This window comes from Nocardiopsis sp. NPDC058631 (assembly GCF_042716955.1).
Classification (GTDB): domain Bacteria; phylum Actinomycetota; class Actinomycetes; order Streptosporangiales; family Streptosporangiaceae; genus Nocardiopsis.
In genome coordinates, this window is record NZ_JBHXQY010000054.1 from 17,878 (window position 1) to 44,049 (window position 26,172).

At 69.4% G+C, this 26,172-nt stretch carries 22 protein-coding genes, 1 tRNA gene and 2 pseudogenes; 9 read left to right on the forward strand and 16 right to left on the reverse strand.

The features are described from left to right. The first annotated feature begins 60 nt into the window (after positions 1-60). Both ACFWTE_RS18425 and dtd read left to right on the forward strand, forming a co-directional pair. On the forward strand, positions 61-1,920 hold the full coding sequence (locus ACFWTE_RS18425) for a DUF2207 family protein (RefSeq protein WP_378780736.1): 1,860 nt from the start codon (positions 61-63) through the stop codon (positions 1,918-1,920). Positions 1,921-1,982: 62 nt separating this feature from the next. Continuing rightward, positions 1,983-2,408 carry a D-aminoacyl-tRNA deacylase gene (gene dtd / locus ACFWTE_RS18430; RefSeq protein WP_378780737.1) on the forward strand — a complete coding sequence of 142 codons (426 nt, stop codon included), beginning with the start codon at positions 1,983-1,985 and terminating at the stop codon, positions 2,406-2,408. Positions 2,409-2,609: 201 nt separating this feature from the next. Here the strand turns inward: dtd and ACFWTE_RS18435 are convergent, their stop codons facing one another. Together ACFWTE_RS18435 and ACFWTE_RS18440 are read right to left on the reverse strand one after the other, a co-directional pair. After that, on the reverse strand, positions 2,610-3,305 hold the full coding sequence (locus tag ACFWTE_RS18435) for a response regulator transcription factor (RefSeq protein ID WP_013155318.1): 696 nt from the start codon (positions 3,303-3,305) through the stop codon (positions 2,610-2,612). Then, positions 3,302-4,498, reverse strand: a complete 1,197-nt coding sequence (locus ACFWTE_RS18440) for a sensor histidine kinase (protein WP_378780738.1) — start codon at positions 4,496-4,498, stop codon at positions 3,302-3,304. The genes ACFWTE_RS18435 and ACFWTE_RS18440 overlap by 4 nt, the downstream gene beginning before the upstream one ends. Positions 4,499-4,622: 124 nt before the next feature. Here ACFWTE_RS18440 and phoU point away from each other — a divergent pair, with 124 nt between their 5' ends. The 3 genes from phoU to ispF all read left to right on the forward strand — a co-directional run bounded on the left by phoU (position 4,623) and on the right by ispF (position 6,659). Beyond that, complete coding sequence (gene phoU, locus ACFWTE_RS18445) at positions 4,623-5,285, forward strand: phosphate signaling complex protein PhoU (protein WP_330093130.1); 663 nt, start codon at positions 4,623-4,625, stop codon at positions 5,283-5,285. 385 nt (positions 5,286-5,670) lie between these two features. Continuing rightward, positions 5,671-6,153: a CarD family transcriptional regulator gene (locus tag ACFWTE_RS18450; protein WP_267947806.1), complete on the forward strand. Its 483-nt coding sequence runs from the start codon at positions 5,671-5,673 to the stop codon at positions 6,151-6,153. Between the two features lie 35 nt (positions 6,154-6,188). Beyond that, the gene (gene ispF, locus ACFWTE_RS18455) at positions 6,189-6,659 is read left to right on the forward strand and encodes a 2-C-methyl-D-erythritol 2,4-cyclodiphosphate synthase (protein WP_378780755.1); all 471 of its coding nucleotides are present in this window, start codon (positions 6,189-6,191) and stop codon (positions 6,657-6,659) included. A gap of 475 nt (positions 6,660-7,134) precedes the next feature. On the opposite strand, the gene ACFWTE_RS18460 is transcribed toward ispF, so the two are convergent. Continuing rightward, entirely contained in the window at positions 7,135-9,246 is a 2,112-nt protein-coding gene (locus ACFWTE_RS18460; protein WP_378780739.1) for a DUF2637 domain-containing protein, read from the reverse strand. A 287-nt stretch (positions 9,247-9,533) separates the two neighbouring features. Here ACFWTE_RS18460 and cysS point away from each other — a divergent pair, with 287 nt between their 5' ends. Beyond that, the gene (gene cysS / locus ACFWTE_RS18465) at positions 9,534-10,934 is read left to right on the forward strand and encodes a cysteine--tRNA ligase (RefSeq protein ID WP_378780741.1); all 1,401 of its coding nucleotides are present in this window, start codon (positions 9,534-9,536) and stop codon (positions 10,932-10,934) included. Positions 10,935-11,069: 135 nt separating this feature from the next. Further along, a complete protein-coding gene (gene rlmB / locus ACFWTE_RS18470; protein WP_378780743.1) occupies positions 11,070-12,023 on the forward strand; it encodes a 23S rRNA (guanosine(2251)-2'-O)-methyltransferase RlmB in 954 nt (317 codons plus the stop codon). Between the two features lie 97 nt (positions 12,024-12,120). Here rlmB and fdhA read toward each other — a convergent pair whose 3' ends face one another. Further along, the gene (gene fdhA / locus ACFWTE_RS18475) at positions 12,121-13,347 is read right to left on the reverse strand and encodes a formaldehyde dehydrogenase, glutathione-independent (RefSeq protein ID WP_378780744.1); all 1,227 of its coding nucleotides are present in this window, start codon (positions 13,345-13,347) and stop codon (positions 12,121-12,123) included. Between the two features lie 290 nt (positions 13,348-13,637). Between fdhA and ACFWTE_RS18480 the strand changes: the two genes are divergently transcribed. Further along, positions 13,638-13,710, forward strand: a tRNA-Thr gene (locus tag ACFWTE_RS18480). Between the two features lie 294 nt (positions 13,711-14,004). Here the strand turns inward: ACFWTE_RS18480 and ACFWTE_RS18485 are convergent. The 11 genes and pseudogenes from ACFWTE_RS18485 to ACFWTE_RS18535 all read right to left on the reverse strand — a co-directional run bounded on the left by ACFWTE_RS18485 (position 14,005) and on the right by ACFWTE_RS18535 (position 25,041). Then, the gene (locus ACFWTE_RS18485; protein ID WP_378780745.1) at positions 14,005-14,358 is read right to left on the reverse strand and encodes a DUF397 domain-containing protein; all 354 of its coding nucleotides are present in this window, start codon (positions 14,356-14,358) and stop codon (positions 14,005-14,007) included. Next, positions 14,355-15,158, reverse strand: a complete 804-nt coding sequence (locus ACFWTE_RS18490) for a helix-turn-helix domain-containing protein (protein ID WP_378780756.1) — start codon at positions 15,156-15,158, stop codon at positions 14,355-14,357. The genes ACFWTE_RS18485 and ACFWTE_RS18490 overlap by 4 nt, the downstream gene beginning before the upstream one ends. Positions 15,159-16,089: 931 nt before the next feature. Beyond that, positions 16,090-16,785: a response regulator transcription factor gene (locus ACFWTE_RS18495; protein WP_378780746.1), complete on the reverse strand. Its 696-nt coding sequence runs from the start codon at positions 16,783-16,785 to the stop codon at positions 16,090-16,092. An 818-nt stretch (positions 16,786-17,603) separates the two neighbouring features. After that, a pseudogene (locus ACFWTE_RS18500) lies at positions 17,604-18,715 on the reverse strand (IS3 family transposase). 420 nt (positions 18,716-19,135) lie between these two features. Continuing rightward, entirely contained in the window at positions 19,136-20,452 is a 1,317-nt protein-coding gene (locus ACFWTE_RS18505) for an MATE family efflux transporter (RefSeq protein ID WP_378780747.1), read from the reverse strand. Further along, positions 20,449-20,649, reverse strand: coding sequence for an acyl-CoA dehydrogenase family protein (locus ACFWTE_RS18510; protein WP_378780758.1), 201 nt, complete (start codon positions 20,647-20,649; stop codon positions 20,449-20,451). The genes ACFWTE_RS18505 and ACFWTE_RS18510 overlap by 4 nt, the downstream gene beginning before the upstream one ends. Positions 20,650-20,690: 41 nt before the next feature. Beyond that, positions 20,691-20,816, reverse strand: a pseudogene (locus ACFWTE_RS18515) (hypothetical protein); the annotation flags it as partial. Beyond that, a complete protein-coding gene (locus ACFWTE_RS18520; protein WP_378780748.1) occupies positions 20,801-22,195 on the reverse strand; it encodes an AMP-binding protein in 1,395 nt (464 codons plus the stop codon). The pseudogene ACFWTE_RS18515 and the gene ACFWTE_RS18520, both read right to left, overlap by 16 nt. Positions 22,196-22,414: 219 nt before the next feature. Beyond that, a complete protein-coding gene (locus ACFWTE_RS18525; RefSeq protein WP_378780749.1) occupies positions 22,415-22,720 on the reverse strand; it encodes a hypothetical protein in 306 nt (101 codons plus the stop codon). 397 nt (positions 22,721-23,117) lie between these two features. Then, a complete protein-coding gene (locus ACFWTE_RS18530) occupies positions 23,118-24,245 on the reverse strand; it encodes a citrate synthase 2 (protein WP_378780750.1) in 1,128 nt (375 codons plus the stop codon). Positions 24,246-24,630: 385 nt separating this feature from the next. Next, complete coding sequence (locus ACFWTE_RS18535; protein WP_378780751.1) at positions 24,631-25,041, reverse strand: RidA family protein; 411 nt, start codon at positions 25,039-25,041, stop codon at positions 24,631-24,633. Between the two features lie 80 nt (positions 25,042-25,121). On the opposite strand from ACFWTE_RS18535, the gene ACFWTE_RS18540 reads away from it, so the two are divergent. Then, the gene (locus ACFWTE_RS18540; protein ID WP_378780752.1) at positions 25,122-25,496 is read left to right on the forward strand and encodes a winged helix-turn-helix transcriptional regulator; all 375 of its coding nucleotides are present in this window, start codon (positions 25,122-25,124) and stop codon (positions 25,494-25,496) included. A gap of 60 nt (positions 25,497-25,556) precedes the next feature. Here the strand turns inward: ACFWTE_RS18540 and ACFWTE_RS18545 are convergent, their stop codons facing one another. Then, positions 25,557-25,976, reverse strand: coding sequence for a YciI family protein (locus ACFWTE_RS18545; protein ID WP_378780754.1), 420 nt, complete (start codon positions 25,974-25,976; stop codon positions 25,557-25,559). Positions 25,977-26,172: the final 196 nt, after the last annotated feature.

Consider the following 26,172-nt stretch of genomic DNA (forward strand, 5'->3'; position numbering starts at 1 on the left):
GTGTCGCCCGCGGTGCCCTGTGACAACGGCGCGCGGGGGGACCGGATAGGCTCTCGCGTCATGTGGTGGGTCGGCTCCTGGCGCCCGGCCGTCGTGGCGACGACGGCCCTCTTCGTGTTCTCCGTGCTGGTCACAGCGCCTGGCGTCGTGTGGCCGGAAGGGGAGGCCCACGCCGCGACGGCAGCCGCACCGGCCACCACAGTACCGGGGGGCGCGTCGGCGGCGACCGGCGCGGTCGGCGTGCGGAGCGCGACCGATCCGCTGATCACCAACGACATCAGACTGGAACTCGACCGCGCGGGCGTCCTCCACGGAGAGGAGACCGTCACCTTCAGCGGCGGGGCCCCGGCTGTGTTCACACGTGCCCTGACCGAGACGATGCTGTACGACACCGACCACGACAGGAAGTTCGAGGTCACGGGTGTCGAGGCGACCGACCTGGACGGCGACGCCCTGGCCGTGGAGGTCGAGAAGACGGGTGGGACGCTGTACGCGCACATCCCCACGGCGGCCACCGGCGGCGTGGTGCTCACCTACCGGGTGGGCGGGACCGTGAGCGAGGTCACCCAGGGCGTCCAGATGGAGTGGCGGGCGGTCGGCGCCTACAGCCACACCGTGGAGTCCACCGACGTGACCGTGACCGCCCCGCTGCCGCCCGAGGCGCTCTCCTGCCTGGCGGGAGAACCGCGCAGCGCCATGTACTGCACGGCGTCCGACATGGGGCCCGAGCGCGGGGTCGCCCACTTCCTCCAGGCGGACATGGAGCCCGACGACCGGCTGGACATCGTCGTCAACTACCCCTCCGGTGCCGCCGAGGGCGAGCCGATCCTCACCCGCAGGTGGTCGCTGGGGTCCGCGTTCGCGGTGACCCCGGCCACGGCCAGCGTGTTCGGGCTCCTGCTCGTCGTCCTGGTCGGGGGGCTGGCGGTACTGATCCGGGTCCGCGGCCGGGACGAGCGCGCGCTGCGGCGGGAGGCCGCCGAGGGCGACCACGCCCCGGTCGAGGAGGGGGAGGCGGGGCAGCTGAGGTTCGCGCCGCCCGACGACGTGCACCCCGGCCAGATCGGCACCCTCATCGACGAACGCGTCGACATCGCCGACCTCACCGGAGCGGTGCTGGACCTCGCGGTGCGCGGCTACATCCGCCTCGAAGAGATGCCGCACGAGCACTTCACGTCCGTCGACTGGCGCCTGGTGCGCCTCGACGGGCCCCCGGGGGAGACCCTGCTGGCCTCGGAGTGGCTGCTGCTGGACGCCCTCTTCGGCGAGCGGCGCACGGTGCGCCTGTCGCAGCTGGGCTCGCCGCGTGCCTCCGCGAACTTCCCGGAGAAGATCGACCGGGTGCGCGAGGAGCTGTACCGGGACATGGTCCGGCTCAAGTGGTTCGCCCGGTCGCCGAGCCAGGTGCGTACCCGGTGGAGCACCATCGGGATGGTGCTGACGGCGGCCGGCGTCGTCCTGACCGGGATCCTCGCGGTCTTCACGGGGGCCGCCTTCTCCGGCCTGGCCGTCGTCATCGCGGGCGCCGCCGTCACGGTGGGCGCCCAGTACATGCCCGCCAAGACCAAGCTGGGCAGCAAGGTGTACGCGCACACCATGGGTTTCCGCGACTACCTGCTGAGCCCCCGCGCGGAGCAGGCACTTCCCGGCCGCAGGGTGGAGCTCTACTCGCGCTACCTCCCGTACGCGGTGATCTTCGACGACGTCGACCGGTGGGCGAACATCCTGGCCTCGGCCGCGCTCGCCGACCTCACACCGGAGGAACTGACCGGGGACGGCCTCGCCTGGTACACCGGACCGCGCGAGTGGAGGATCGGGGACTTCGCCGACTCCATCAGCACGTTCGTGGTGTCGCTCACCGGCATCATCACCAACACCCGGCGCCTGCGGGCGCTCAACCAGTTCCAGCGGTCGAAGTAGCGGGGCCGTGTACGGTCGCGTGCCGACCGGTGGGCTCAGGGGAAGACAACGAGGGGGAAACCATGCGCGCGGTCGTGCAGCGTGTCTCACACGCGTCGGTGACGGTCGGCGGCGAGGTCGTCGGAGAGGTGGCCGAGCCCGGACTGATGGCGCTGGTGGGGGTGACGCACACCGACACGGCCTCCGAGGCGGCCAGGATCGCCAAGAAGCTCTGGACGCTGCGGATCCTGGAGGACGAGCAGTCCTGCTCCGACGTCGGCGCACCCATCCTCGTCGTCAGCCAGTTCACGCTCTACGGGGACGCGCGCAAGGGACGCCGCCCCACCTGGCAGGCCGCAGCCCCCGGACCCGTGGCGGAACCCCTGGTGGACGAGGTCGTCAAGGAGCTCCGCGAGCTGGGCGCCCGCGTGGCCACGGGCGTGTTCGGTGCCACGATGTCGGTCGCCCTCACCAACGAGGGGCCGTTCACCGTCATCCTCGAAGCCTGAGCGCCACGGCGTGGACGGTGCCGGACCACTCTGGTGCGCTGCCCCGCGGCTCCGGCCCGCGGGTACGCCGAAGGGCCCCGGGCTCATGCGGGACTCTGGAACCGCGCGGCCCGGGCCGTGGCAGGTCCACGGCCCGGGGCACGGGAACGCGGGGGGAGAGGCGTCGATGAACGGGGGAGCCCCCGTGGGTTGCCCGTGCCCTCAGACGTCGACCGTGACCGGCTCGAACTTGTAGCCCAGGCCCCGGACGGTCACGATGTACCGCGGGCTTCCCGGGTCCTCCTCGATCTTGGCGCGCAGCCGCTTGACGTGCACGTCGAGGGTCTTGGTGTCACCGACGTAGTCGGCGCCCCACACCCGGTCGATGAGCTGCATCCGGGTCAGCACCCGTCCGGCGTTGCGCAGCAGCACCTCCAGCAGCTCGAACTCCTTCAGCGGCAGCTGCACGTTGTCGCCGCGCACCGTCACCACGTGCCGCTCCACGTCCATGCGGACGGGGCCGGCCTCCAGGGCGGCGGGGAGGACGACCTCGTCCTCACCCCGGCGGCGCAGGACCGCGCGGATACGGGCCACGAGCTCGCGGGAGGAGAAGGGCTTGGTCACGTAGTCGTCGGCGCCGAGCTCCAGACCGACGACCTTGTCGATCTCGGAGTCCTTGGCGGTCAGCATGATCACGGGGACGTTGGACTTCTGCCGCAGGGTCCGGCACACCTCGGTGCCCGAGAGGCCCGGGAGCATCAGGTCCAGGAGCACCAGGTCGGCCCCGGTCCGGTCGAAGGTCTCCAACGCCACCGTCCCGGTGGGCGCCACGGCGACCTCGAAGCCCTCCTTGCGAAGCATGTACGACAGGGCGTCGCTGTACGATTCCTCGTCCTCGACAACAAGTACACGAGTCACTGTGCCGCCTCCTGCTGGTCGGTGTTCCGGGTGGCGTCGGGCCCCCGGTCGTCGGGTCTGGGCAGACGCAGTGTGAACGTCGACCCCGACCCCTCCTTGCTCCACACGGTCACTTCTCCACGGTGGTGGGTCATGATGTGCTTGACAATCGCCAGGCCGAGACCGGTACCACCGGTGGCCCGGCTCCGAGCGGCGTCCACACGGTAGAACCGCTCGAAGATCCTTTCCCTGTCCTGCTGGGGGATGCCGATCCCCTGGTCCGCGACACTGATGTCCACGCTGGACCTGGACACCCCGACCGACACGGCGACCCGGGTGTTCTTGGGGCTGTAGGCGACGGCGTTCGCGATCAGGTTGCGCAGGGCGGTCCCCAGCAGCCCCTCGTCGCCCAGGATCGTGACGCCCTCCGCCCCGCTGCCGACCAGCTCGATCCCCTTGGCGTCGGCGGGCATCCGCACCGCGTCCAGGGCCTCCTCCACCACACCGCCGAGCTCGACCCGCGTGGGTTCGGCCATCGGCTCGGCGCCCTGGATCCGGGAGAGCGTGATGAGGTCCTGGATGACCGCCGTCAGCCGGGCGGCCTCCGTCTGCATGCGGTCGGTGAAGCGGCGCACCGCCTCCGGGTCGTCACTGGCGTCCTGTACGGTTTCGGCCAACAAGGACAAAGCACCGACCGGGGTTTTGAGCTCGTGGGAGATGTTCGCCACGAAGTCCCGGCGCACCGCCTCCACACGCCGGTGCTCGGTCTGGTCCTCGGCCAGGACCAGCACCAGCCCGGTTCCCCCCAGAGGGGCGACGCGGACCGCGAAGGACGTGGCGTCGGGACCGAACTTGCGTACGGCCACCTCGATGTCGGTTTCCCGGATGACCCCGTCGCGCCGTACCTTCCGGGCCAGGACGAGGAGTTCGCCTATCACCAGCTCGTCGCCGCGGACGATGCCGAAGGCGCGGGCCGCCGAGGAGGCGCGCAGCACCCTGTCGGCGGAGTCCAGGACCACCGCCGAGGAGGGGAGCGCGGAGAGGACCTCGGCGATCCCCGGTGGCAGGGTGGTGCCGTCGTGTCGCTCGGGCACCGGGGCCTGGCGGCGTTCGTTGGTACCCGTACGGAAGAAATGACCGGCGAGGACGCCGATGACGACGCCCGTCACAAGTCCGAAGATGCCGGTCACAGCGGCGAGAAGTTCCCCTTGCACGATTCGATCGTAAACGGGCGGACTGGAGCTTTACCCGGTCAGGGCATGTGACACAACCGAGGTTCTTCCATCGTTCACCAAATCTTGGCCGACTCTTCAAACAACCACTGGGAGCATTGACGCCATGCGCGATACGTACCACGAGGATCTTGACAGCTTGACCGAACGCCTGGTCGAGATGACCAGACTGGCCAGGCATGCAGTCGCACGCGCGACCACCGCGTTGCTGGACAGCGACCTGGACGCCGCCCAGGAGGTCATCTCCGGGGACGAGGCGATCAACCGCCTCGACCAGGACATCGAGGACACGGCCTTCAGCCTGATGGCCCGGCAGCAGCCGGTCGCCTCGGACCTGCGGACCATCATCACCGCGCTCTACATGCGCGGGGACCTGGAGCGGATGGGCGACCACGCCGTCCACCTGGCCAAGGTCGCACGGCGCAGGCACCCGGACTCGGCGATCCCCAAGCCGGTCCGCTCCATCGTGCTGGAGATGGGGCACCAGGCGGAGCTGCTGGTCACGAAGGCCGGAGAAGTCATCGTCGACAGGGACCCCGACACCGCTCTGGAGCTGGACAAGGACGACGACAGGATGGACCGGCTGCGCCGCAAGCTGTTGCAGCGCATCCTCGCCCCGGGGTGGGAGTACGGGGTGGAGGCGACCATGGACGTCACCCTCGTCGGACGGTTCTACGAACGTTTCGGTGACCACGCGGTGCACGTGGCCGACAACCTCGTCTACATGGTGACGGGGGAGAAGCGTGAGGACTACGAACCGGAGGCGTGAGGCTTTCCGGGCGCCCGGGCCCCACCGGGCGGGTGCGGCCCGCCGAGGTGTTCCGCGACCGCCGGAGGGGCTCCGGGCCACTCCCGGGACAAGGGTTGTTCCGGTCAGCACAAAATCGTGACATCCGTCGCTCCGGCTCCTCTCAAGAGGTCCGGAGCGGGGTCGTCCCGGATCTCTCCGCACCCTTCCCCGAGAGCGCGCAGTTGCGCTGGCCAGGGGGCTCCGAAGCCTTTCGGACCCGGGCTGACCAGGCTCGCGACAGGCCTCGGGTACACTTTGTCAAGGCCCGAAAAGGGGGCCCTGACCTGCGTGTACGCAAACCTAATAGGTACGTTAAGTCACAGATTCGTGGTATCCTTGTGGTAGCGGAAGGGGTACCTGTCACATGGCTTTCAAGGTCGGCGACACTGTTGTCTACCCCCATCATGGGGCTGCTCGTATTGAAGCGATCGAGACTCGCACCATTAAGGGCGAGGACAGAATCTATCTCGTTCTGAGGGTTGACAAGGGCGATCTGACGGTCCGTGTGCCGGCCGCGAACGCCGAGGACGTCGGCGTTCGTGACGTGGTGGGGCAGGAAGGCCTGGACAAGGTCTTCGAGGTGCTGCGCGCACCGCACACCGAAGAGCCCACCAACTGGTCCAGGCGCTACAAGGCGAACCTGGAGAAGTTGGCGTCGGGCGACGTCAACAAGGTCGCTGAGGTGGTTCGCGACCTGTGGCGCCGGGACAAGGAGCGCGGTCTGTCCGCCGGCGAGAAGCGGATGCTCGCCAAGGCGCGCCAGATTCTCGTCAGCGAACTCGCCCTCGCGGAAAAGACCAACGAGGACAAGGCGGAGGCCCTCCTCGACGAGGTTCTCACGACCTGAACTCCAGTCACGGAATCGCGTCATTCATGACGAATATGCCTCGGGTGGGCGTCGGAACGGACGTCCACCCGTTTTCTCCTGGGCGGACACTTTTCCTCGCCGGTCTGGAATGGCCGGGCGAAGACGGTGTCAGCGGCCATTCGGATGGTGATGTCGCCGCCCACGCGGCGTGCGACGCGTTGTTGTCCGCGTGCGGACTGGGGGACCTCGGGTCCAACTTCGGCACGGCGGAACCGCGGTGGAAGGGTGCCTCCGGCGCCGCACTGCTCACCGAGACCGCGGCCCGCGTCCGCGCGGCCGGTTTCGAGATCGGCAACATCGCCGTCCAGATCATCAGCAACCGTCCCAAGTTCTCACCCCGGCGCGCCGAGGCCGAGAAGACGCTCTCAGAGGTCGTGGGAGCGCCTGTGAGCGTCTCCGCGACCACGACCGACGGCCTGGGCCTCACCGGCCGCGGAGAGGGCATCGCGGCCATCGCGACGGCCCTGTGCGCGGTGGTGGACTGAGTCCTCGCCGACGGCGCGGCGCCGGTCCGGCGCCGGGCGGACCCCGGCCGGAGCCGGGCGGGGTCCTGCGAGCGGACGGACGACGAACACAGGTCCCGTACCCGGGGGTGCGGGACCTTCGTCGTGTCCGGGAACGGCCGTGTCCGGGCCCGTCGTGCGCGGCAACGGCCGTGTCCGTCGCCCGCTCCCACGCGGGGCGGGCCGGTGAGTGTCCCCGGGCCGTCCCCGGGCCGTCCCCGGGTCGCGCACGCTCCGGTCCGGCAGTCCGATGAAGTGGCCGTAACCGCGGGCCGGGGCGTTGTCCACAGGGCTGACGCGGGTGGTTCGGGGTGAGTGTGCGCGGGGGATGTTCTGGCATGGGGGCCCACCCCTCGCCGCCAGGCCGCTCACACGCCCCCGACAACAGCATGGCCCGTCCGGGCGTCGTCCACCACCCCCTCCTCGGGGCTGTGGACGACCGGACGGGCCGTGGGTCTCACTCGTCGGGGCGGAGCGGTTCGCTGCGCACGCGCCGTGACGGCGGTCCCGCCGTGAAGTCGGGCGCCGGCCGACCGGCCGGGAACTCGGGCTTCGGTGCGCTCTTCCTCAACGCGGGCATCGGCGGGCGGGGCGGCTTGAGCACCATGGGGCGCTTCTCCACCGGCGCCCGCTGACTCCGCCCCGTCGGCTGCCCGGGCTCGCCGCCGGGCCGGGACGTGCCGGGACCGGCGTCGGTCCGGGTGTCGGTCGCGGCCGGAAGCTCCTCCACCTCGGGCAGGAGGTCGTCCTCCGGGACCTCGGGCCCTGCCTCCGGGGCCGCCTCCGGCTCCGTCGGCCGGCCCTGGGACGTTTCCGCTTCCGTTTCCGCGGTCTCCCACGCGGGGGACGGGCGCGCCGCGACCGGCGGCACCTCGCGGATCCGGAACGCCGCACGCACGGTCGGGCCCGTGTCGTGGTCCAGCACCGGCGCCGGTTCCGGCTCCGCGGGTTCCTCGTCCGCGAAGGCCGGTCCGTCGTCCTCCGGAGGCGTCCACACCGGCGGCACGTAGTCCGACAGGACCCCGTCCCCCGCGTCGGCGCTCACCGGGGGCTCCCAGAGGGCGGTGCCCGGCTCCCGGTCGTCCTCGGAGCCGTCCACCGGCCCGGCGGCCAGTTCGCCGGAGGGGTCCTCGCCGGGGGCGGCCCAGGTCCCGGTCTCCCCTCCGGGATGGGTGGACACGGCCACCCGCGCGGGTCCGTGCGCGGGGCCGTCGTCCTCCGCGTGGCTCCCGTCCTCGGCGAACCCGTCGTCCGCCCCGCCGTACTCCGCATCCCGGTACCCCGGGTGCCCGGGGGCGGACCAGGACACCGCTCCGGTGGCCGAACCGGCACCGGGGACGGCCACCGGCGCAGGGGCCTCTTCGTGCACCGCTGCCGGCTCCTCGACGGGCTCGGGGAGGGCGGCGGGAGCCTCGTCCTCGTCCGAGACCGGGTCGCCGGGAGGAGGTTCGTGGTCGAACCCCTCATCGGCGAGGTCGTTCGCAACCACCACGATCGGCCCGTCCGCGTCGTCCTCGCGATCCGCGTCCCCCGGCCGGGACTCCGGCTCCGTGGGGGCGCCGACGGGGAGGGGGTCCGGTTCGGGGTCGGGTGCGGCGGCTCCCGGCACCACCGGAGGGTGCTCGGCGGCCAGCTTGATCGGGTTGTGCCCGCTCCGGTCGCGCCTGGGCAGCGGGAACGTGGACGGTCCGTCGCCGTCGCCGTCGCCGTCGTGCTCCGGTCGGGGCACGCTCCGGAGCGCGGTCGGCACCGTGGCCGCTTGCCTCCCGTCCTCGTCCGGCTCGTCGTCCCAGCGGTCCGGGGCTGGGGTCTCGTGCCCGGAGTGCCCGTCCCCGTCGGGGGACGGCCTCGGCACGGGACGCAGCCGAACGGACTCCACCGACTCGTCCGTCCGGACCTCGTAGGCCCGCGTGTCCTCCGGGGCCGGCGCGGCCTCCGCGTTCCGCTCCTCGCTCCCCAGATGCAGCAGCCGGGTTCTGAGGTCGGTGTCGTCCGGCTCCTCCACCTCCCGGGTGGGGGGAACGACCGCACGTGCGTGCAGCACCGTGGTGGGGTCGTCGGAGGGGCGGGGGCGCGGGGCAGGTGCGCGGCGGCGCCTGCGAATGTGCGCCCGGACGGTCATCCACAGGAGGAACGCGACCAGGAGGGCGGCGAGCGGCGCCACCGCGACGATGACGCTGGCCACCCCCTCGGGCACCCGCTCGACGAGTTCGAGGTTGCTCAGGAGCATGGCCGTGGTGGCGACCATGATCAGGATCGGGATCAGTACCAGGTCGACCCAGAGCCGCTCGCGGGGGTGCGCTCCGCGCAGGAGGTAGCTCACCCAGCACGCCATGATGAGCAGCAGGGTGTAGGTCACCGGGAACACGTGGGCCAGGGCGCTGTCCGCGTGGCCGCCGTACTCGGCGAACTGGAAGATGCCGTTGTAGGAGATGACGAGGGCGCACAGCGCGATGAGCCCGACGAACAGGGCACCTCCCGCGAGAGCTCCGGCTCCCGTGACGCGACCTGCGGGCCGACCGTTCCGTGTCCCTGATTCGGGGGTGTTGTTGTAAGGGGCCATCGCCATCGCAGCGTAGTCGAGACCGTGCCGCTAACACGAGATTCCGGCCGATTACGGTTGCTTCCAGGCTGGCACGCTCACGGGTGTTCTGGGGTGTTCTGTCGGAATATGCAGGGCCTGGTGCCCTGCTGGTCCCCGGGGACGAACGGAGGAAGAGTGTTTTCGGCCCCCTCCCGTCCCGAATACGGCTAATCACATATACGCACTTCGGGATGTCCGGGAGGGTGGCAGCTGAGGGGTGGGTTCGTGGTTTGTGACACTGCTGTGAGGGGAAAGCGGATAGGCTTGACAACGTGAGTCTGCGCTTCTACGACACCAGTGCCCGACAGGTCCGCGAGTTCGTCCCTCTGCGTGAGGGATCCGCCTCCCTGTACCTGTGTGGTGCCACGGTGCAGGCGCCCCCGCACATCGGCCACATCCGGTCGGGGGTGAACTTCGACATCCTGCGCCGGTGGCTGACCCACAGCGGGTACGACGTCACCTTCTGCCGCAACGTCACCGACATCGACGACAAGATCATCAGGGTCGCGGCGGGCGAGCGCGTGCCGTGGTGGAAGGTCAGCGAACGCAACCAGCGCGCGTTCACCCAGGCCTACGAGATCCTGGGGTGCCTGCCCCCCACCGTCGAGCCGCGTGCCACCGGCCACGTGCCCGAGATGATCGACCTCATGCGGCGGCTGATCTCCGAGGGCCACGCCTACGCCTCCGACGACGGCTGCGGTGACGTCTACTTCGACGTGCGCTCCTACCCGCCCTACGGAGAGCTCTCCAACCAGCGGCTGGACCAGGTCATGGAGTCCTCCGACTCCGACCCCGACCGGGACAAGCGCGACCCCCGCGACTTCGCCCTCTGGAAGGGCGCCAAACCGGGCGAGCCCAGCTGGGACACCCCGTGGGGGCGCGGCCGCCCCGGCTGGCACCTGGAGTGCTCGGCCATGGCCACCAAGTACCTCGGCCCGAGCTTCGACATCCACGGCGGCGGGCTGGACCTGATCTTCCCGCACCACGAGAACGAGCTCGCCCAGTCCCGCGCGGCCGGAGACGGCTTCGCCCAGTACTGGCTGCACAACGGGATGCTCTCCGTGGGCGGCGAGAAGATGAGCAAGTCGCTCGGCAACTCCATGCTCGTCCCGCAGATGGTCCAGAAGGTCCGGCCGGTCGAACTGCGCTACTACCTCGGCCAGGCGCACTACCGGTCCACCATCGACTACTCCGACGCCGCGCTCCAGGAGGCGGCCGCCGCCTACCAGCGGATCGAGGGCTTCCTCACCCGCGCCGTCGAGGTGCTGGGCGGGGTCGCCACCGCCGACCACGTGCCCGCCGCGTTCGCGTCCGCGCTCGACGACGACCTCGGGGTCTCCCAGGCGCTCGCCGTCGTACACGGCCACGTCCGCGAGGGCAACACGGCGCTGGCCTCCGGAGGCAAGGAACAGGCCGCCGAACTCGCCGGGGAGCTGCGCGCCATGCTGACCGTCCTCGGCCTCGACCCGCTCGGCGAGCAGTGGTCCGGCGGCGACCAGGGGCTGCGCGAGGTCGTGGACGCCCTGGTGGCGGTCGCCCTCGAACAGCGCCAGGCGGCCCGGGGCCGCAAGGACTACGCGGCGGCCGACGCCATCCGGGACCAGCTCGCGGAGGCCGGGATCGTGGTCGAGGACACTCCGCAGGGGTCCCGATGGGACCTGCGCCGGGGCTGACCGGACGCGTGCGGTGGCGCGGCGGCACTAGTCTGGGAGTTTGCCGCCGCGCCTCGCGCTGGTCGGCGACATTCCACCAGCCGGATGCAGCGCGCCTCCGGCATGCTCGCAACACGTACGGGGAAGCGGCGACCAATGACGGCGAAGAAGAGTAAGAAGGGTCCGACCAAGGGCAGCGGCGGCAAGGGCCGCAGGTCCCTGGAGGGCAAGAGCGGCACCCTGCCCGCTGCGCAGCGGCACTGGTACGACGGCAAGCAGCGCCAGCGCTCCGCCAACCGCGGTGCGGGGCCGGGCGGCCAGGACGGATCGCGCTCCGAGCGCCGGTCCGACGCCTCCGACCTGCTGGTCGGGCGCAACCCGGTGGTGGAGGCCCTGCGCGCCGGGATGCCCGCCACCCGCCTGTTCCTGGCCAACAGCCTCGACCCCGACGACCGGGTCAACGAGGCCGCTCGGATGGCCGGTGCGCGCGGCATCGACGTCGTCGAGGTCACCAAGACCGAACTCGACCGGCGCTGTGAGAGCAACGGGCAGCCCGGCGCCGTCCACCAGGGGCTGGTCCTCCAGGTGCGTCCGTACCAGTACTGGGCCCCGGAGGGCCTGCTGGAGGCCGCCAAGGGATCCGACACCCCGCCGCTGATCGTCGCCCTGGACGGAGTCACCGACCCGCACAACCTGGGCGCCATCGCCCGGTCCGCCGCCGCGTTCAACGCGCACGGCCTGGTCATCCCCGAGCGGCGCTCGGCCAGTGTCAACATGACCGCCTGGAAGACCTCCGCGGGCACCCTCGCCCGACTGCCCGTCGCCCAGGCCACCAACCTGACCCGGGCGCTGGAGGGCTTCAAGAAGGCCGGTCTGTTCGTCGTCGGCCTCGACTCCGACGGCGACGCCCAGATCCCCGACTTGGACCTGGCCACCGGGCCGCTGGTCATCGTGGTCGGCTCCGAGGGCAAGGGCCTGTCCCGCCTGGTGCGCGAGGCCTGCGACGTCGTGGCGAGCATCCCGATCGGCAACGCCGAGTCGCTGAACGCCTCCGTCGCCGCCGGCGTCTCGCTCTACGCGGTGTCCCGCCGCCGCGCCGAGGCGAACTGACCCGCAGCACACGTGGGAACGGCCCCCGGGCGCGACGACCGGGGGCCGTCGGCGTCCCCGCCCGGCCCCGGGCGGTCGCCGGCCACGCGGCGCGAGGTCAGACCGCGACGCTGCCCAGGAACCCGTTGGGGTCGAGGACGTACTTGCTCGCCGCCCCCTTGTCGAAGGACCGGTAGCCCTCCGGGGCGTTCTCCAGCGGGATCGCCACGGCGTTGACGGCGTCGGCGATGTGCACGCGGTCGTTCAGGATCGCCGCCATCAGCTCCCGGTGGTACTTCATCACCGGGCACTGGCCGGTGAAGAACGCGTGCGACCGGGACCAGCCCAGCCCGAACCGGATCGAGAGCGACCCCACCTTCGCCGCCTCGTCAGGGGCGCCGGGGTCACCGGTCACGTACAGGCCGGGGATGCCGATCGACCCGCCGGCCTTCGTCACCTCCATCGCCGTGTTGAGGACGCTGGCGGGAGCCTCCTGGTCGGCGTCCGCGCCGGTCCCGTGGGCCTCGAAGCCGACCGCGTCCACCGCGCAGTCCACCACGGGGGCGCCGAGGATCTGGTCGATCTGGTCCCCCGGGTCGCCCTCCGCGACGTTGATCGTCTCGCACCCGAAGCCGCGGGCCTGGGCCAGCCGCTCCTCGTTGAGGTCGCCGACGATCACCACCGCCGCACCGAGGAGGAGCGCCGACGCCGCCGCGGCCAGTCCGACGGGTCCCGCGCCCGCGACGTACACCGACGAACCCACGCCGACGCCCGCGGTGACGCAGCCGTGGTAGCCGGTCGGGAAGATGTCCGAGAGCATCGTCAGGTCGAGGATCTTCGCCATCGCCTGGTCCCGGTCGGGGAACTTCAGCAGGTTCCAGTCGGCGTACGGGACCAGCGCGTACTGTGCCTGCCCTCCGACCCAGCCGCCCATGTCGACGTAGCCGTACGCCGAGCCGGGACGGTCCGGGTTGACGTTGAGACAGATCTCCGTCCGCCGTGCCTTGCAGTTCACGCAGCGGCCGCACGAGATGTTGAAGGGGACCGAGACGAGGTCGCCGACCTCGACGTACTCGACGCCCGGTCCTGTCTCGACGACCTCGCCGGTGATCTCGTGGCCGAGGACCAGGCCCTGCGGTGCGGTCGTGCGGCCCCTCACCATGTGCTGGTCGCTGCCGCAGATGTTGGTCGCCACGACCTTCAGGATCGCCGCGTGGGGGAGCTGCCGTCCGACGTTGGCGGGGTTGACGCCGGGGCCGTCCCTGAGGACGAAGTCCGGATAGGCGATGTCGGTGACCTCGACCCGGCCCGCTCCCTGGTACACCACGCCTCTGTTGCCAGCCATGTCCATCCCACCTCTCCGCCCCGCGTGAGGGGCATGTTCCCCCTGTCGTTTCCGGGGGAGGCGATGGCTAATCGGACATAAGCCGCATCAGGCACCTTTTTGTCCGATCACTTACAGGCGGATCCGGGCCCGCCAGGGGTGTCCGACCCGTCGCGGCGAGTGACCAGTTGGGGACGGTGGGCCTTGCCCCGCCGGACTTCGCGGCCAGAGCGCATCCGAGTGGGCCAGGCACCCTCTGAACCGGTAACATGCGGTTGGACGCACCCGGGGCCAGCGGTTCCGGGCGGTCGGCCGACGTAGCTCAATTGGCAGAGCAATCGCCTTGTAAGCGATAGGTTAGGGGTTCAAGTCCCCTCGTCGGCTCTCTTGAGCAACAAAGCAGCAGGTCAGACGGTCGGCGAGTGCCTCCGCCAGGCGCACGAACATGCCGCCCTCATCCTTGTCCACGGTGATCCCGTGAGCTTGGATGATCGTTCCCCGGGAGGTCTCTCCCCCGTACGGATGCAGGGATGCGTCCAAACGAACGCCGTCGCTGGTGACTACCTCGAAGGACCGCATGGTGCCGAACTTCCTTGCACAGGAGGTCGGTAGTTCAGAAGTGATGCCCACCCGTTCCGGAGGGCATCAGTACCTTCGGTTTCGACTCTCGCGGCGGACTCAGCGGCCGGCGGGGACTCCACGAAGGCTGCCGACCCGGAGTTCTCCGGCCTCGACACCGAGCTTGAAGGCGTCCCACTCAGCTTTGGTGTAGGCAAGGGTGGGGGAGTCCGGGGAGATGGTGTCGGTGAGGGTGAAACCGCCGTTGGGAAGGAACTCGGCGCGCAGGCGACCGAAGTCGGACTCCCCGTCCGCGACATGGTCGAGGAAGTGGTCCCAGTCAGCATTGGGGATGGTGAGAGTGGGACCGTTGGGGTTCTTGGTATCGCCGACTTCGGTCATGCCTGAACGCGGAGACCGCACCTGGACACAAGTCGCCCCCGTGCTGCTGTAGCTCGACTTCGTCCATCTCATCGGCTCTCCTCCAAAATCGCGCTGATCACTGCGGCTGACTGTACCGGGGAGAGCGCGGCGGACTGGATCTGGTCGTAGGACGCCTTGTAGGCGGCCAGATCGGTCACGCCCTCGACGTAGGTGTTCATGCCTCGGCTGTCGATGTAGACCACCGGAGGCAGGTGGTTTCCGGCGTCGAGGATCGCGAAGGCGCCGTCCAGGCCCGCGTGAGCTCCCGCGGATTCGGGGATGACCTGGATGTTGATGTTGGGCTTCTGCCCGATCTTCAGCAGGTGGTGGAGCTGAGCGTCGCGGGTCTCCTTCCCGCCGATGGTTCGGCGTAGGGCGTACTCCTCCACGATCGACCACAGGTGCAGAGGGTCGGAGCCTCGGTGCAGTGTCCGCTGACGCTCCACGCGCAGCTGCACGAGGTGCTCCACCTGGTCGGGAAGCAGCAGCGGATGGGCTGAGATCAGCGCATGGGCGTATTCGGGGGTCTGTAGAAGCCCGGGGATCAGGTAGGGGTGCCAGTCCTTGATACCGGTGGCGATCTCTTCGAGACCCAGGTACCTCTCGAAGTTCTTGCCCGGCAGTTCCCGCTCGAAGGTCGTGGTTCGGTCGCGTCGCGGTCGGCGGGACTGGGCGCCGAGCTCCAGCAGCGCGGGTTGTACGTCCTCGCTGACGTGGAGGATATGGAAGAACAGGTGGAGGTCAGCCTTCGTGACGGCGGCCTGACCCCGCTCGATCTTCGACAACTTGGCAGCCCCGAACCCCATCGTCTTGGCGACCTCGGCCCCACTCATACCGGCTTCGCTGCGGATCGGGTTTGCCGGAGGAACTGGCCGCGACTCCGCTGCTGGTCCTGACTGAGCCGGTCACCAACGCGGTGCGGCATTCGGCGTCCGGAAGCAGGTTCGGCCGGGTCCGGGTCCGGTTGGAGGCCCTGCCCCGGCCCCGACTTCCAGGGGACGATCCTTTCGCCCACCCCTGTCTCCAACGGGGCCCGAACGCCCCGGAGGACCTCAGTGAGCTCACGGCGGCTGTCCGCGTCTACCTCGACATGGTCGGGGGAGCGCGATGACGAACACCCACCTCTCACCGCGTTCCACCGCAGCTCTGGAACTGTCTCCGCCCAGGCGGGCGGCCACCTGGTGGGAACACCGCTCCTACCCCTCGGATCCCGACCGAACGCACCGGCACCGACGACCTGGGCTGAGGGGCAGCGCGGGTTGCTCCTCGTGGGGGCATCGGCCGAGGGGTGGGGCTACCACCCGGTCGGTCCTGGGCGGCAGAGCATGGGCCTGGGTGTCTGGGCTGCCTTCTCGGCGACCCCGGGGCAGGCCCCGGTGGGACTACCGCGGTTCTGCCGCGCGGACCGGCCAGGCTGTGGTTGCGGTGAGCGGCGCTGGTGCGGGGAACGGGGCCGCCCACCGCGTTCGTGTGAAGGCGCAGGAGCGGTGCGGGCCCGTTCTGACATCGCACGGTCCCGCACCCGAACGGGTATGCCAGCACGGCCGCCCTTTCAGCCATTGCTGGCAGTGTCTGCCTGAGTCACACTGATCCATGGAAACACGAATCCGACTCCTCTGAATTCTGAGTCGATCGGGGAGGTGGCCATGTCGGTCATTGTGGATACCACGGTGTTGTTTCGCGGAAAACCAGCTCCGCGCCCCGTTTCGAGGACTCCTCTTTCCTACGGGGGGAATTCGGCCCCACGGGCATGTCGCGATTCCTTCCGGCTCGCCTCACCCGTCAGGGGAGTAGCCCCTCGCGCAGTCCGACAGCGACCGCGCCGGCGCGGTTGGGGGTGTCGAGTTTGGTCAGTACGCTCGCCACGAGCCGTTTGGCGCCGTGCTCCGAGATACGCAAGCGGTGACCGATCTGTCGGTTGCTCAACCCTTCCGAGAGCAGGCGCAGGGTCTCGTGCTGGCGCTCGGTGAGCTGGGCGGCCCGGGTCAGTGTCGTCCTCTGGATGATGCCCTGGGTCATCAGCCTGCGCGCCACGGCGGAAGGCAAGGGGAACTGGCCGGACAGCACGCGGGACAGGGCGTCGCCGAGGAGGGGCACGTTCAGTTCCTCTTGCAGGAGGAGGCCATCGGTCTGCGAGTGCCGGTCCAGCGAGTCGATTCCGGAGGGCTTGGCGAGGAGGACCAGGGTTTTGAACTCGGGCGGGATCACGGTCCATTCGGCGGGCGAGGACTCGCCCTCGGCGAGGATCAGGACGGAGCGCGGCAACTCGGTCGCACCGAACTCGGCGTCCTGGAGGGTCGGGCAGCTGTGCAGGCGCCCGAGCGGCAACTCTTCCAAAAGCGTTCGCATTCCCTGCCGGAGCACACCGTTGGCGATGGCCACGATCACACGGGTGTCGGCCAGCTGGGCGAAATGCTCCTCCCGGAGGCCCGGGGCGAACGCTTCCGGTCCCTTGGGTATCCCGTAGTTGCCACTCATGTCTTTATCCAAAGTGTGCATAAATTTGGACCCCGGACCCGGGTTGTTCTGAGGGATATCAATTTCTCGACATTTCTCATCGTGAAGCGGCGGTTTTGGAGGGGGTGTATGAATGCCTCAAGCCTGGGGAAGAGCCCTGGTGTGGGGCGTTGCCTGAGGGTGCCGAATGTATTGCGCGCTCATTGCCGGGCTGGCGGCGTTCACTCTGGTGTCGGGTCCGGAGGGCGAGTCCAAGTCCTCCGGTGACTCCTGGGTGCACGGTGGTCTGCATGAACGGGAAGGACGAAGACAGAAGCCGGCATGAAGGTAGGCGCACCACCCTTTCGCGAGGGGGTCAGCGGACAACCTTTCGGGGGGATCCCGCAGGTGGCGGGCTTATCCGAGGAGAGTTGATCTACGCTGCACGGTTGGGAGCGATCCCATGGGAACGCTCCCATGAGATCTTTCCCAGGCTAGGAGGATGCCGTGGTGGTGTCAAGAAGTCAATTTTGATCCATTCGGATGCTTTCATGGTCGGGGCGGATATGGTAGGCGTCGCCCTCTGGGCTTTTTCGGCTGACCTTTCGCGTGGGGTGAACCGATGAACTCTCCTTGCGTGATTGGCCTTTTTTGTTTTTTTATGATTGAGGTGCGCCATGGGTTGTGGGTCGGAAGAGCCGGTGTTTGTCGTTCCGGTTTTCATGGAGAATTCGAGTGATCTGGTTGATCTGGAGAAACCGCTGGAAAGCCTGGTCTCCCAGACTGATGAACTATGGAGGGCGGTGCTCGTCGACGACTGGGGGGTCATCAAGATTTCGGACAGCTTCTCTTGCGAACCGTCAGGCGGCGAGACGATAACTCAGATGCTCGTCCTCAACCTCTTGGGGAGTCCTGTATCCGAGCGTCGAATGAAGCCTTCGCTGATTGTAGAACCCTTCGATGTGCTTGACAACCTCACGTCTGGCTTTAGCTCGGTCGGTGAACTCAAAGCGGTTCAACCACTCGTTCTTCAGCGCCCCGAAGAAGGATTCGGCCATGGCGTTGTCCCAGCAGACACCGGTCCGCCCAACCGATTGGAGCAACCCCACGCCAGCGAGTTTCTCAGCGAACCTCATCGACGTGTAGTTCGAGCCACGGTCGGAGTGAAAGACGGCCGCCTCCTGAATGTCGATATTGGATGATGCCATATCGATAGCATTCTCCAGGAGTGGAGTCCTGTAGTGATCAGCCATCGACCACCCGACGACCTTCTTGGTGCAGCAGTCGATCACGGTCGCCAGATAAAGAAACCCCTCCCACGTCGGAATACAAGTGACGTCTCCCACGAACTTTTGCCCCGGCTCCGCAGTGGTGAAGTCCCGTCCCACCAGGTCGGGGATGCGGTGGTGACGGTCGGCCTCTGTGGTCGTCGGCCTCCAAAGGCGCGGCTGGCAGGCCTGTAGTCCCAGGCCCCGCATGAGGCGACGCACCAGCTCCGGAGCGGCCTGTTCGCCGGAGCGTTTCAGGACGGCGTGGACGCACCGGTATCCGTAGCTCTCGTGGTTGGCATCGAAAACGGTGGCGATCACCGAGCTCAGCCGGTCGCGCCTTTTCTCTGCCGCTGACATAGGACGGTTTCGCCACTCGTAGTATCCGGATGAGGACACTTCCAGTCAGGCGCACATCTCCACGATCGCATGGTTGCCCTTCTCCGCGTCGATCAGTTCGTGTCTGGAGATCACTGATTCTCTGCCGAGAAGAAGGCGGTAGCTTTTTTAGAAAAGCGACCTGCTCGCGGAGCTTCTGGTTTTCGCGTTCCAGTTCGCGCTCGCGGGGACTTCTCGGTGGCCTGTTGGGCGGGCAGCTGCCCGTGTTCGCGCTTATATGCCGCGATCCAGTTTCCGAGAGTAGTGTCATGGATTCCGAGTTCTCGCGCGACAGGTATGACCGGGCGGGGCCCATCGAGCACCATGCGGAACGCTTCGTTCTTAAACTCCTGAGAGTACGGTTTCTTGCGAGCCAACTACTCTTCCCTTCCGGACATTCCCAATGGTAGTTAGGGACGCTGTCCGGAAGCTTCGAGGCACCTCAATATCGGTCCAGATACTGCGTGGCCCACTGTGGTGGGGGCGAGGGCCGGTCGGCAGCCGTGGACCGCGACCCCCTCCGTACGCAGGTCTGCCATGGTGTCGTCCTGATTCCGTCCCGTGCGTGTGTGGGGCGGACCGGCTAGGGAGTGTTTTTTGGAGGTTTTCGGGTCGGTGAGCGGCCGTCCAGGCGATCTCTCGCAAGACGATGTGCGAAGTTCAGCCTGGTTGTGCTTCACGAGCGCAGAGGCGCGGCGAGAGGAAGCCTGGTGGACGCGAGCCCGGAAGGATCCAAAAAACACGACCTAGGCGAGGGCTTTGGTGTCCGGCCGAGCCAGCCGACGGGTGTGTCGCAGGACAGCGGCGATCACGACCGCTCCGAGAAGGTTGACGGCCGCGATGGCCTGGTAGAGGGGCGCCGCCTCCCCGGCGTCTCGCGCGAGATAGCCGCCGACGGCACAGATGGCCACGAAGTAGGTGGTGTTCAGGGTGATGGCGAGCATTCCCGCCCCGGTCTGCTCCAGCACGGACATTCCGGCCAGCACGACTCCGAGGATCAGGTAGCTGGGTGCGACCAGCTCCAGGTACCGGGCTGCCTCGGCGGCCGCGGCGGGCTCCTGGGCGATCACCCCCGCGATCCACTCGCGGCCCAACCAGCACCCGGCGGCGACCAGGGCGTAGAACGCGCCGGTGATGGTGAGCCCAGCCCGCACGACACGCCCGAGCCGGGCGAACTCCTCCCTGCCACGGAGCTGGTTCACCACGATCGCCGTCGCGGACCCGATCGCCATGCCCGGCACGATGATCATGGTTTGCAGGGTGTAGGCCACCGCGAAGCCCGCAACGGTCGCCACCCCGAACACGCTGACCACCCACGTCAGGACGAAGTTGCTGGCGAAGATGACCGCGTGGGCGCTGCCCACCGGAAGCCCGACCTGTCGGAGCAGGACGGTTTCGCGGCGCAGGCCGATCGGTCGGCCCCGGTTCCACAGGTCGCTGCGAACGATCAGCCAGAAACCGACCGCGGTGCCGAGCGCTCCGGCTCCGGCGATCGCGACCGGCACGGACCACAACCCCCAGCCGGCGCCGCCGGGCAGTCCCAGCGCCGCGACCGCGGCCACCTCCGTGCCGCCGGCGAACAGGAGCAGGGCCGCGGCCGGGCGAGGGCGCTCGGCCCCCCGGAGCGTCGCCGCGAACACGACCGGGCCGATCCCCGTGAGCTGTGCCAGGGCGACCCACCGCACGAACCGCACGAACTGATCGCGGGCCTCGGGTTGAACGGACAGCAGATCTGCCAGGAGCGGCGCCGTCACCAGGAAGATTCCGCTGACCACGGCTGTCGCGCCGAGACCGAAGCGGGCGAGCCACAGTGTCGAGGCCGTCGCCGAGTCGAACTCGCGTCCCGCGCTGAGGGCCACGGCGACCTGCGTCGTCACCGCGACGCTGATCTGGACGGCGATGAAGGCGAAGACCACTGGCATGAAGAGCGAGCGGACGTAGAGCGCCTCGTCCCCCATGGTCCCGATGAGCGCGATCAGTACGACGGGAACCGCTGTGCCGATGCCGTCCGCCAGCACCATCGGTCCCGCGTAGCGCAGGACCTCCCGCCACTCCCGCGTCATCCGATCCTCCCGGTGGCCACGCCCTGCGCGACGTTGATTTGTTGGATGTGAGTGGTCCCCTCCATGAACTCCACTCCTCGGGCGTCCCGGGCCAGCTTCTCCGGCCTGGGGTGGGCGAATCTGGCCCCCGGCCCGAGGAGTTCCAGGGCCCGGAGGGTGGTCTCCTCCGCAAGGCGGGCAGCGGTGCGGCGTGGAATCCAACGGTTCCGGTCGGTACCATCACGGCCGAGACACCCAGGGGTCCAGGACCGGTACGGGCGAAAACCGTGCCGATCCGTGCGCGTGAGGCGTCGCCGACGTAGCGCTTCTCCCCGGTGAGCGTCGCGCTGTCGCCCCCCGGCGTCGGCGTCAACGCCGTACGCATGGCCGACGCGTCTGAGCCGTGGTCCGGTTCGGTGAGTCCGAGGAACGTCCACACCGGCTCGTCGGCGAAGTGTTCGAAGAACCACTTCCGCTGCGCCGCGTCCCCCAGCAGGGCGACCAGGCCGCCCGCGAGCGGGGGGCCCGGGGCGGCGAGGAACGCACCGGTGTCCCCGCGGCCGAGGGCCTCCACCGCCACGACCCTCTCCAGGGCCCGGTCCCCGTGATGTAGAGCTTTCCCCCGTGCACGTCGCCGCAGCAGACGATCTCTCGGCCGGGCTCATCCGCCGAGACCGGGTGGAACTCGCCCTTCTCCAGGCGTTCGGGGTCGACCCGAGCGACATCCGGCGCCAGGTCGCGGGTGTCGCACGTGGCCACGAGCGTCGCTTCGGCGAGTCCGTACCCCGGTGCGAACGCCTCGGGGCGAAACCCGATGGGGCCGAACCGCTCGCCGAACCGGCGAAGTGTCGGGGCGCGCACGGGTTCGGCGCCGGTGAGGAGCGATCGCCACCCGGAGAGGTCGATTCCCTCGGTCTGCTCGTCGGTGACGCGGCGGGCGCAGTAGTCGAGGCCGAAGTTGGAAGACGCGGAGAATTCGAGGCCGAAGCGGTCGATCAGGTGGAACCAGGAGTGCGGGCGCCGCAGGAAGGCCGAGGCCGACATGTGGAACGTGCCGGCCCCGAAGCAGAGTGGGAACAGGAACAGGTACAGCAGACCGAAATCATGGTGCATGGGGAGCCAGCCGCCGAACCGGCTCCCGGGGCCGAATCCGGAGAGGCGTCTCATGTACTCGGCGTTGTCGACGATGTTGTGGTGGCGCACCACGACACCGCGAGGCGAACTGGTCGAGCCCGACGTGAACTGGAGGAAGGCCACGTCGTCCGGTCCGACACCGGGGTCGGACCAGGTCCCGGCCTCCGGGAGCACGCCGTGGCGGTCGGTGACGACGACGGGAAGCGGGATGTCGAACGAGTCGACCCAGGCACCGACGTCTTCCGCCTCGGACTCCTCCGTCAGAAGGCCGGAGGCCCCGACACTGCGGACCATCTCCTGAAGGCGGTCGCTACGGTGCCGCTGGCCGTCCGGCAGCGGGGCAACCGCGGGAACCACCCCGGCGTAGAGGCATCCTACGAACGCGGGGAAGAACGCTGCACCGGGGGCGTACAGCAACAGGACCCGGTCCCCGACGGAGAGGTCGCGCTGTAGGAGGGCGGCGACGCGGCGGGACTCGCGGTCCAGCGCGGCGTACGTGACGACGTGTGCCTGTCCGTTCGTCGGGTCGGCGGCGAAGCCGGCGGCCTCCATCTCGGGGACGGAGCGCGCGTACGACATGAGGCGGGAGACGATTGTCGTGATCGCGCCGGTCTCTTGTATCTCATCCACAGAATTCGACTCCGCTGCTCAAGCCCTCGGAACACGCTCATCGTGCCCGGCGAGGGAGGAGCGTCACAAGGCTCGATCCGGCGGACGAACAGACGTGGCCGATCGGGCATGTCCGGTCGAACCCCGGCGCATGTGGGGGGCGGTCTGAGGGGCCGCCTTCTCCGGCCGGGGCCAAGGGGGACCGGAGGGCCGGAGCGAGGTACTGCGGGTCTCGGCAGGTCACACGTCCAGGGCGGTCTGTCCCGGGGTCTGGCGGTCGCGCTCGCCCCTGCCGCGTCCCAGGCAGCGCCGACACGTGACGGGCCCCGCCGAGGCGGTCAGCCGCAGCGGGTCCACGGCCGCGTGGCAGGCGATCGCGGGCACGGCGACTCCGGCCCACATGTGCGTGGCGAGCTTGTGCACCACGTCCCCGCGGCCGATCCGGACCCCGGAGGCGTCGGCCAGCTCCTCCCGGCGCCGCCGGAGCGTGGCGGCCAGGTGCTCGACGTCGGGCTCGGGGACACGCGGCTGGTCAGGGTCGGTCATGATCCCAGCATCTCCCACGGGTGCGACTGCCGGGGACACGCGTCGGCCGGGCCCGTGCGAGACCGGGGGTGCGGGGCGTCCCGGTGGTGCGGGAACGCCCCGCCCGCGACCGGTACCGGTTCTCGGCGGCGCGGGGAGGACCGGGGCCGGAAGAAAGGCCCGCATTCGGATCCTCCTCGCAATCGGGAACACCTTCCCGCGCGACCGGACATTTTCGTCCGGGCCCCTGAACGGAACGGGTGCGTTGCCCGTGTGATGTGAGGGACCCCCGCCAGGAAGATCTTGTACTTATCGTCTGTTTCGACGGCAAAAATCGCTGTACGTACAAGGTCACGGGGGAGGGGTGGGGTCGCGAGCCCTTTCGGACGCCGGGGCAGGCACGGTCACCGCTGCCGTTTCAGGCCCGGGAACGCAGGTCCCTGTTGCGCGCGATCATCTCGTCCCATCCGGCCACGGACTCCGGGGCGATGCCGACCTCGCCCACGTACTCGGCCGAGGGGCGGATGAGCTTGTTCAGGCGCTTCTGCTCGACCACGTGGGCGCTCCAGCCCGCCATGCGCGCACAGGTGAACATCGGGGTGAACATGGTGTCCGGGATCTCCGCGAAGTCCAGGATGACGGCCGCCCAGTACTCCACGTTGGTGGCCAGGACGCGATCGGGCTTGTGTTCCCTGAGCTGGGACAGGATCTCGTCCTCCAGGGCCTTGGCCACCTCGTAGCGGGGGGCGCCGAGCTCCTGTGCGGCTTGGCGCAGGATGCGGGCGCGGGGGTCCTCCGCCCGGTAGACCGGGTGGCCGAACCCCATGATCCGTTCGCCGCGGTCGAGCAGCCCCTTGACGTAGCCGCGGGCGTCTCCGGAGCGCTCGACCTCCTTCACCATGTGCAGGGCCCGGGAGGGGGCGCCCCCGTGGAGGGGGCCGGACATGGCGCCCACCGCGGCGGAGATGGCGGCGGGGACGTCCGCCCCCGTGCTGGAGACGACCCGGCTGGTGAAGGTGGAGGCGTTCATGCCGTGCTCGGCGGCCGAGATCCAGTAGGTGTCGACGGCCCTGACGTGCCTGGGGTCGGGGTCGCCGCGCCACTCCACCATGAAGCGCTCCACGATGTTCTGTGAGCGCTCGATCTCGGCCTGCGGCACGCGCGGCACGTGCTGGCCCCGGGCGGCCTGGGCGACGAAGGAGAGCATGACGGCCGTGGTCGTGGCGAGATCGGACCGAACCCGGTCGACGTCGATGTCGATCAGCTGGCGCAGGCCGAGCAGCGGGGCGATACCGACGATCGCCGACTGCACGTCGGCGCGCACGTCGCCGGTGTGGACGCCCAGGGTCAGGGGTTCGGCGGGCAGGAGGGGGCGGGTGAAGTCCCCGTCCACGAGCAGGCCCCACACGTCCGCGTAGGACACCGCGCCGATCAGGGCCGCGACGTCGGTGCCCCGGTAGCGGAGGGCACCGCCCTCGCGGTCCGGCTCGGCGATCTCGGTGTCGAATGCCACGATGTCGGAAAGTCCGGGCTTGCCCTTGATCATCATTCGTCCGTTCGGTTTTCGGCCCGGGGAAGCGGGAGACGCAAAGGAGAATTCTGTTTTCCCGGAGGCTGATCATCCTAGGGGCGCGGAAATTTTCCAGGCAACGAGGTCAAAAGTGATCTGGGTCACCGGCCGATATGGGGTGTTCTGTTTCTTTGGTCGACCTTTTCGCTCTTGTTCCATTCAGGTCTTCGGAGGCGCCTGGAAAAGGCCTGATCCGGCCTCCCCGCGGTCCGGGTTCCCGCAAGTCGGCCGCGGGGAGGCGATGCGTTCCGGCCGGTGTCCGGCGTGTTCGGGTACCGCCACCCATAACGGTGAAAACGTCTCCGGTGCGGGAAGGGGCGGACCCGCGCCCTGCGGGGCGCGGGTCAGTGCGATGCCCCGGTCAGTCGAGGACGGCGTACGCCTCGACCTCGACGAGCACGTCGGGCTCGAAGAGGTAGTCGACACCGATGAGCGACACGGGCGGGAAGGGCTGCGGGAGGCCCAGCTCCCCGGCGACGCTCTCGACGCCCGCCATGAAGTCGCCCATCATCTCGGGCTGCCACTTCGTGACGAAGAACCTGAGGCGCACGACGTCGGCGAAGGTCGCCCCGGCGCCCTCCAGGCCGCGCGCGGTGTTGCGCAGGGCCTGCGCGACCTGTCCGGCCAGGTCGCCCGTCGCGACGGGGTTCGCGTCGGCGTCACGCGAGATCTGGCCGGCGACGTGCACGTGGCGGGTGCCGGTGCTGACCGAGACGTGGTTGTAGGGAACGGGCTGCATCATGCCCTCGGGGGAGAACAGCTGCACGGTCATGGGAGATCCCTCCGGTTGCGCCTTGGTGGTATCCCATGTCTACTAGGTGCACAAAGGGAACTTCAACGAGACCAGGTGTCATGCAGGAAACCGCCCCCTCCGCCCCCTACGCCTCCGGGATCACCGCCTCGCACCGCGAGCTCCTCGACCAGGTGCTCGACAAGTGGTCGCTCCAGGTGATGGAGGAGCTGTGCGAGCGGCCCCAGCGCTTCAACGAGCTGCGCCGCGCGATCCCCGTCGTGACGCAGAAGTCGCTGACGGCGGCGCTGCGGCGCCTCGAACGCAACGGGATGGTCGAGCGCCTCGTCACGAGCACGCGCCCGATCGCCGTCGAGTACCGCATCACGGCGCTCGGCAAGACCCTCCAGGACCTGATCGACGCGCTCCTGCACTGGACCACCGACAACATGGACGGCGTCGAGCGCGCACGCGAGCGGTACGACCAGGAGGTGTGACGGGGCGGCGGGCGGGTCGGGTCCGCGCTCCGGCACCGACCCGCGCCCGCCCGCGCGTCCTCAGAGCTGGCCGGTGTCCTCGCGCCACGCCCGCTCCTTCTGGATCCACTCGTTGTCCTGGGGGAACTCGTCGATCGTGCTGACACGGCGGATCTCGGTCCTGAAGCCAGGTCCGGTCAGGGGCATCCGCCGGGCCCACTCGACCGCCTCCTCCTTGGAGGCCACGTCGAGGATGTAGAACCCGCTGAACAGCTTCTCGGCCCCGCCGTAGGGACCGTCGGTGACCACGGGCGGGTCGGAGGCGTAGTCGACGACCGCGCCCTCGGCGGCTTCGGCCAGACCCTCCGCGGCGAGCAGCACACCGGCGCGGATCAGCTCCTCGTTGTACCGGCCCACGGTGGCGAGCAGCGCGTCGAAGCCGATCTCCTCCATCCCCGCGAAGGCCTCGTCGGTGGCGCGCATGATCAGCATGTACTTCATGGCACTGTCTCCCTGGGCAGGTGCTCCGGAGGGCCCCGGCGGCCCCTCCCAACCCTAGGCCGGGACCCTTCGCCGGGGGCTGCCCGACGCTCCCGCGCTCCGCGCGGGGACGCCGCGGGGGGCCCCCCCGCAATGGGGCGGGCCCCCCCCGGAAAACGGCCCCCGCCCCGACCCGGGGGGGGGGGGCGGGGACCCC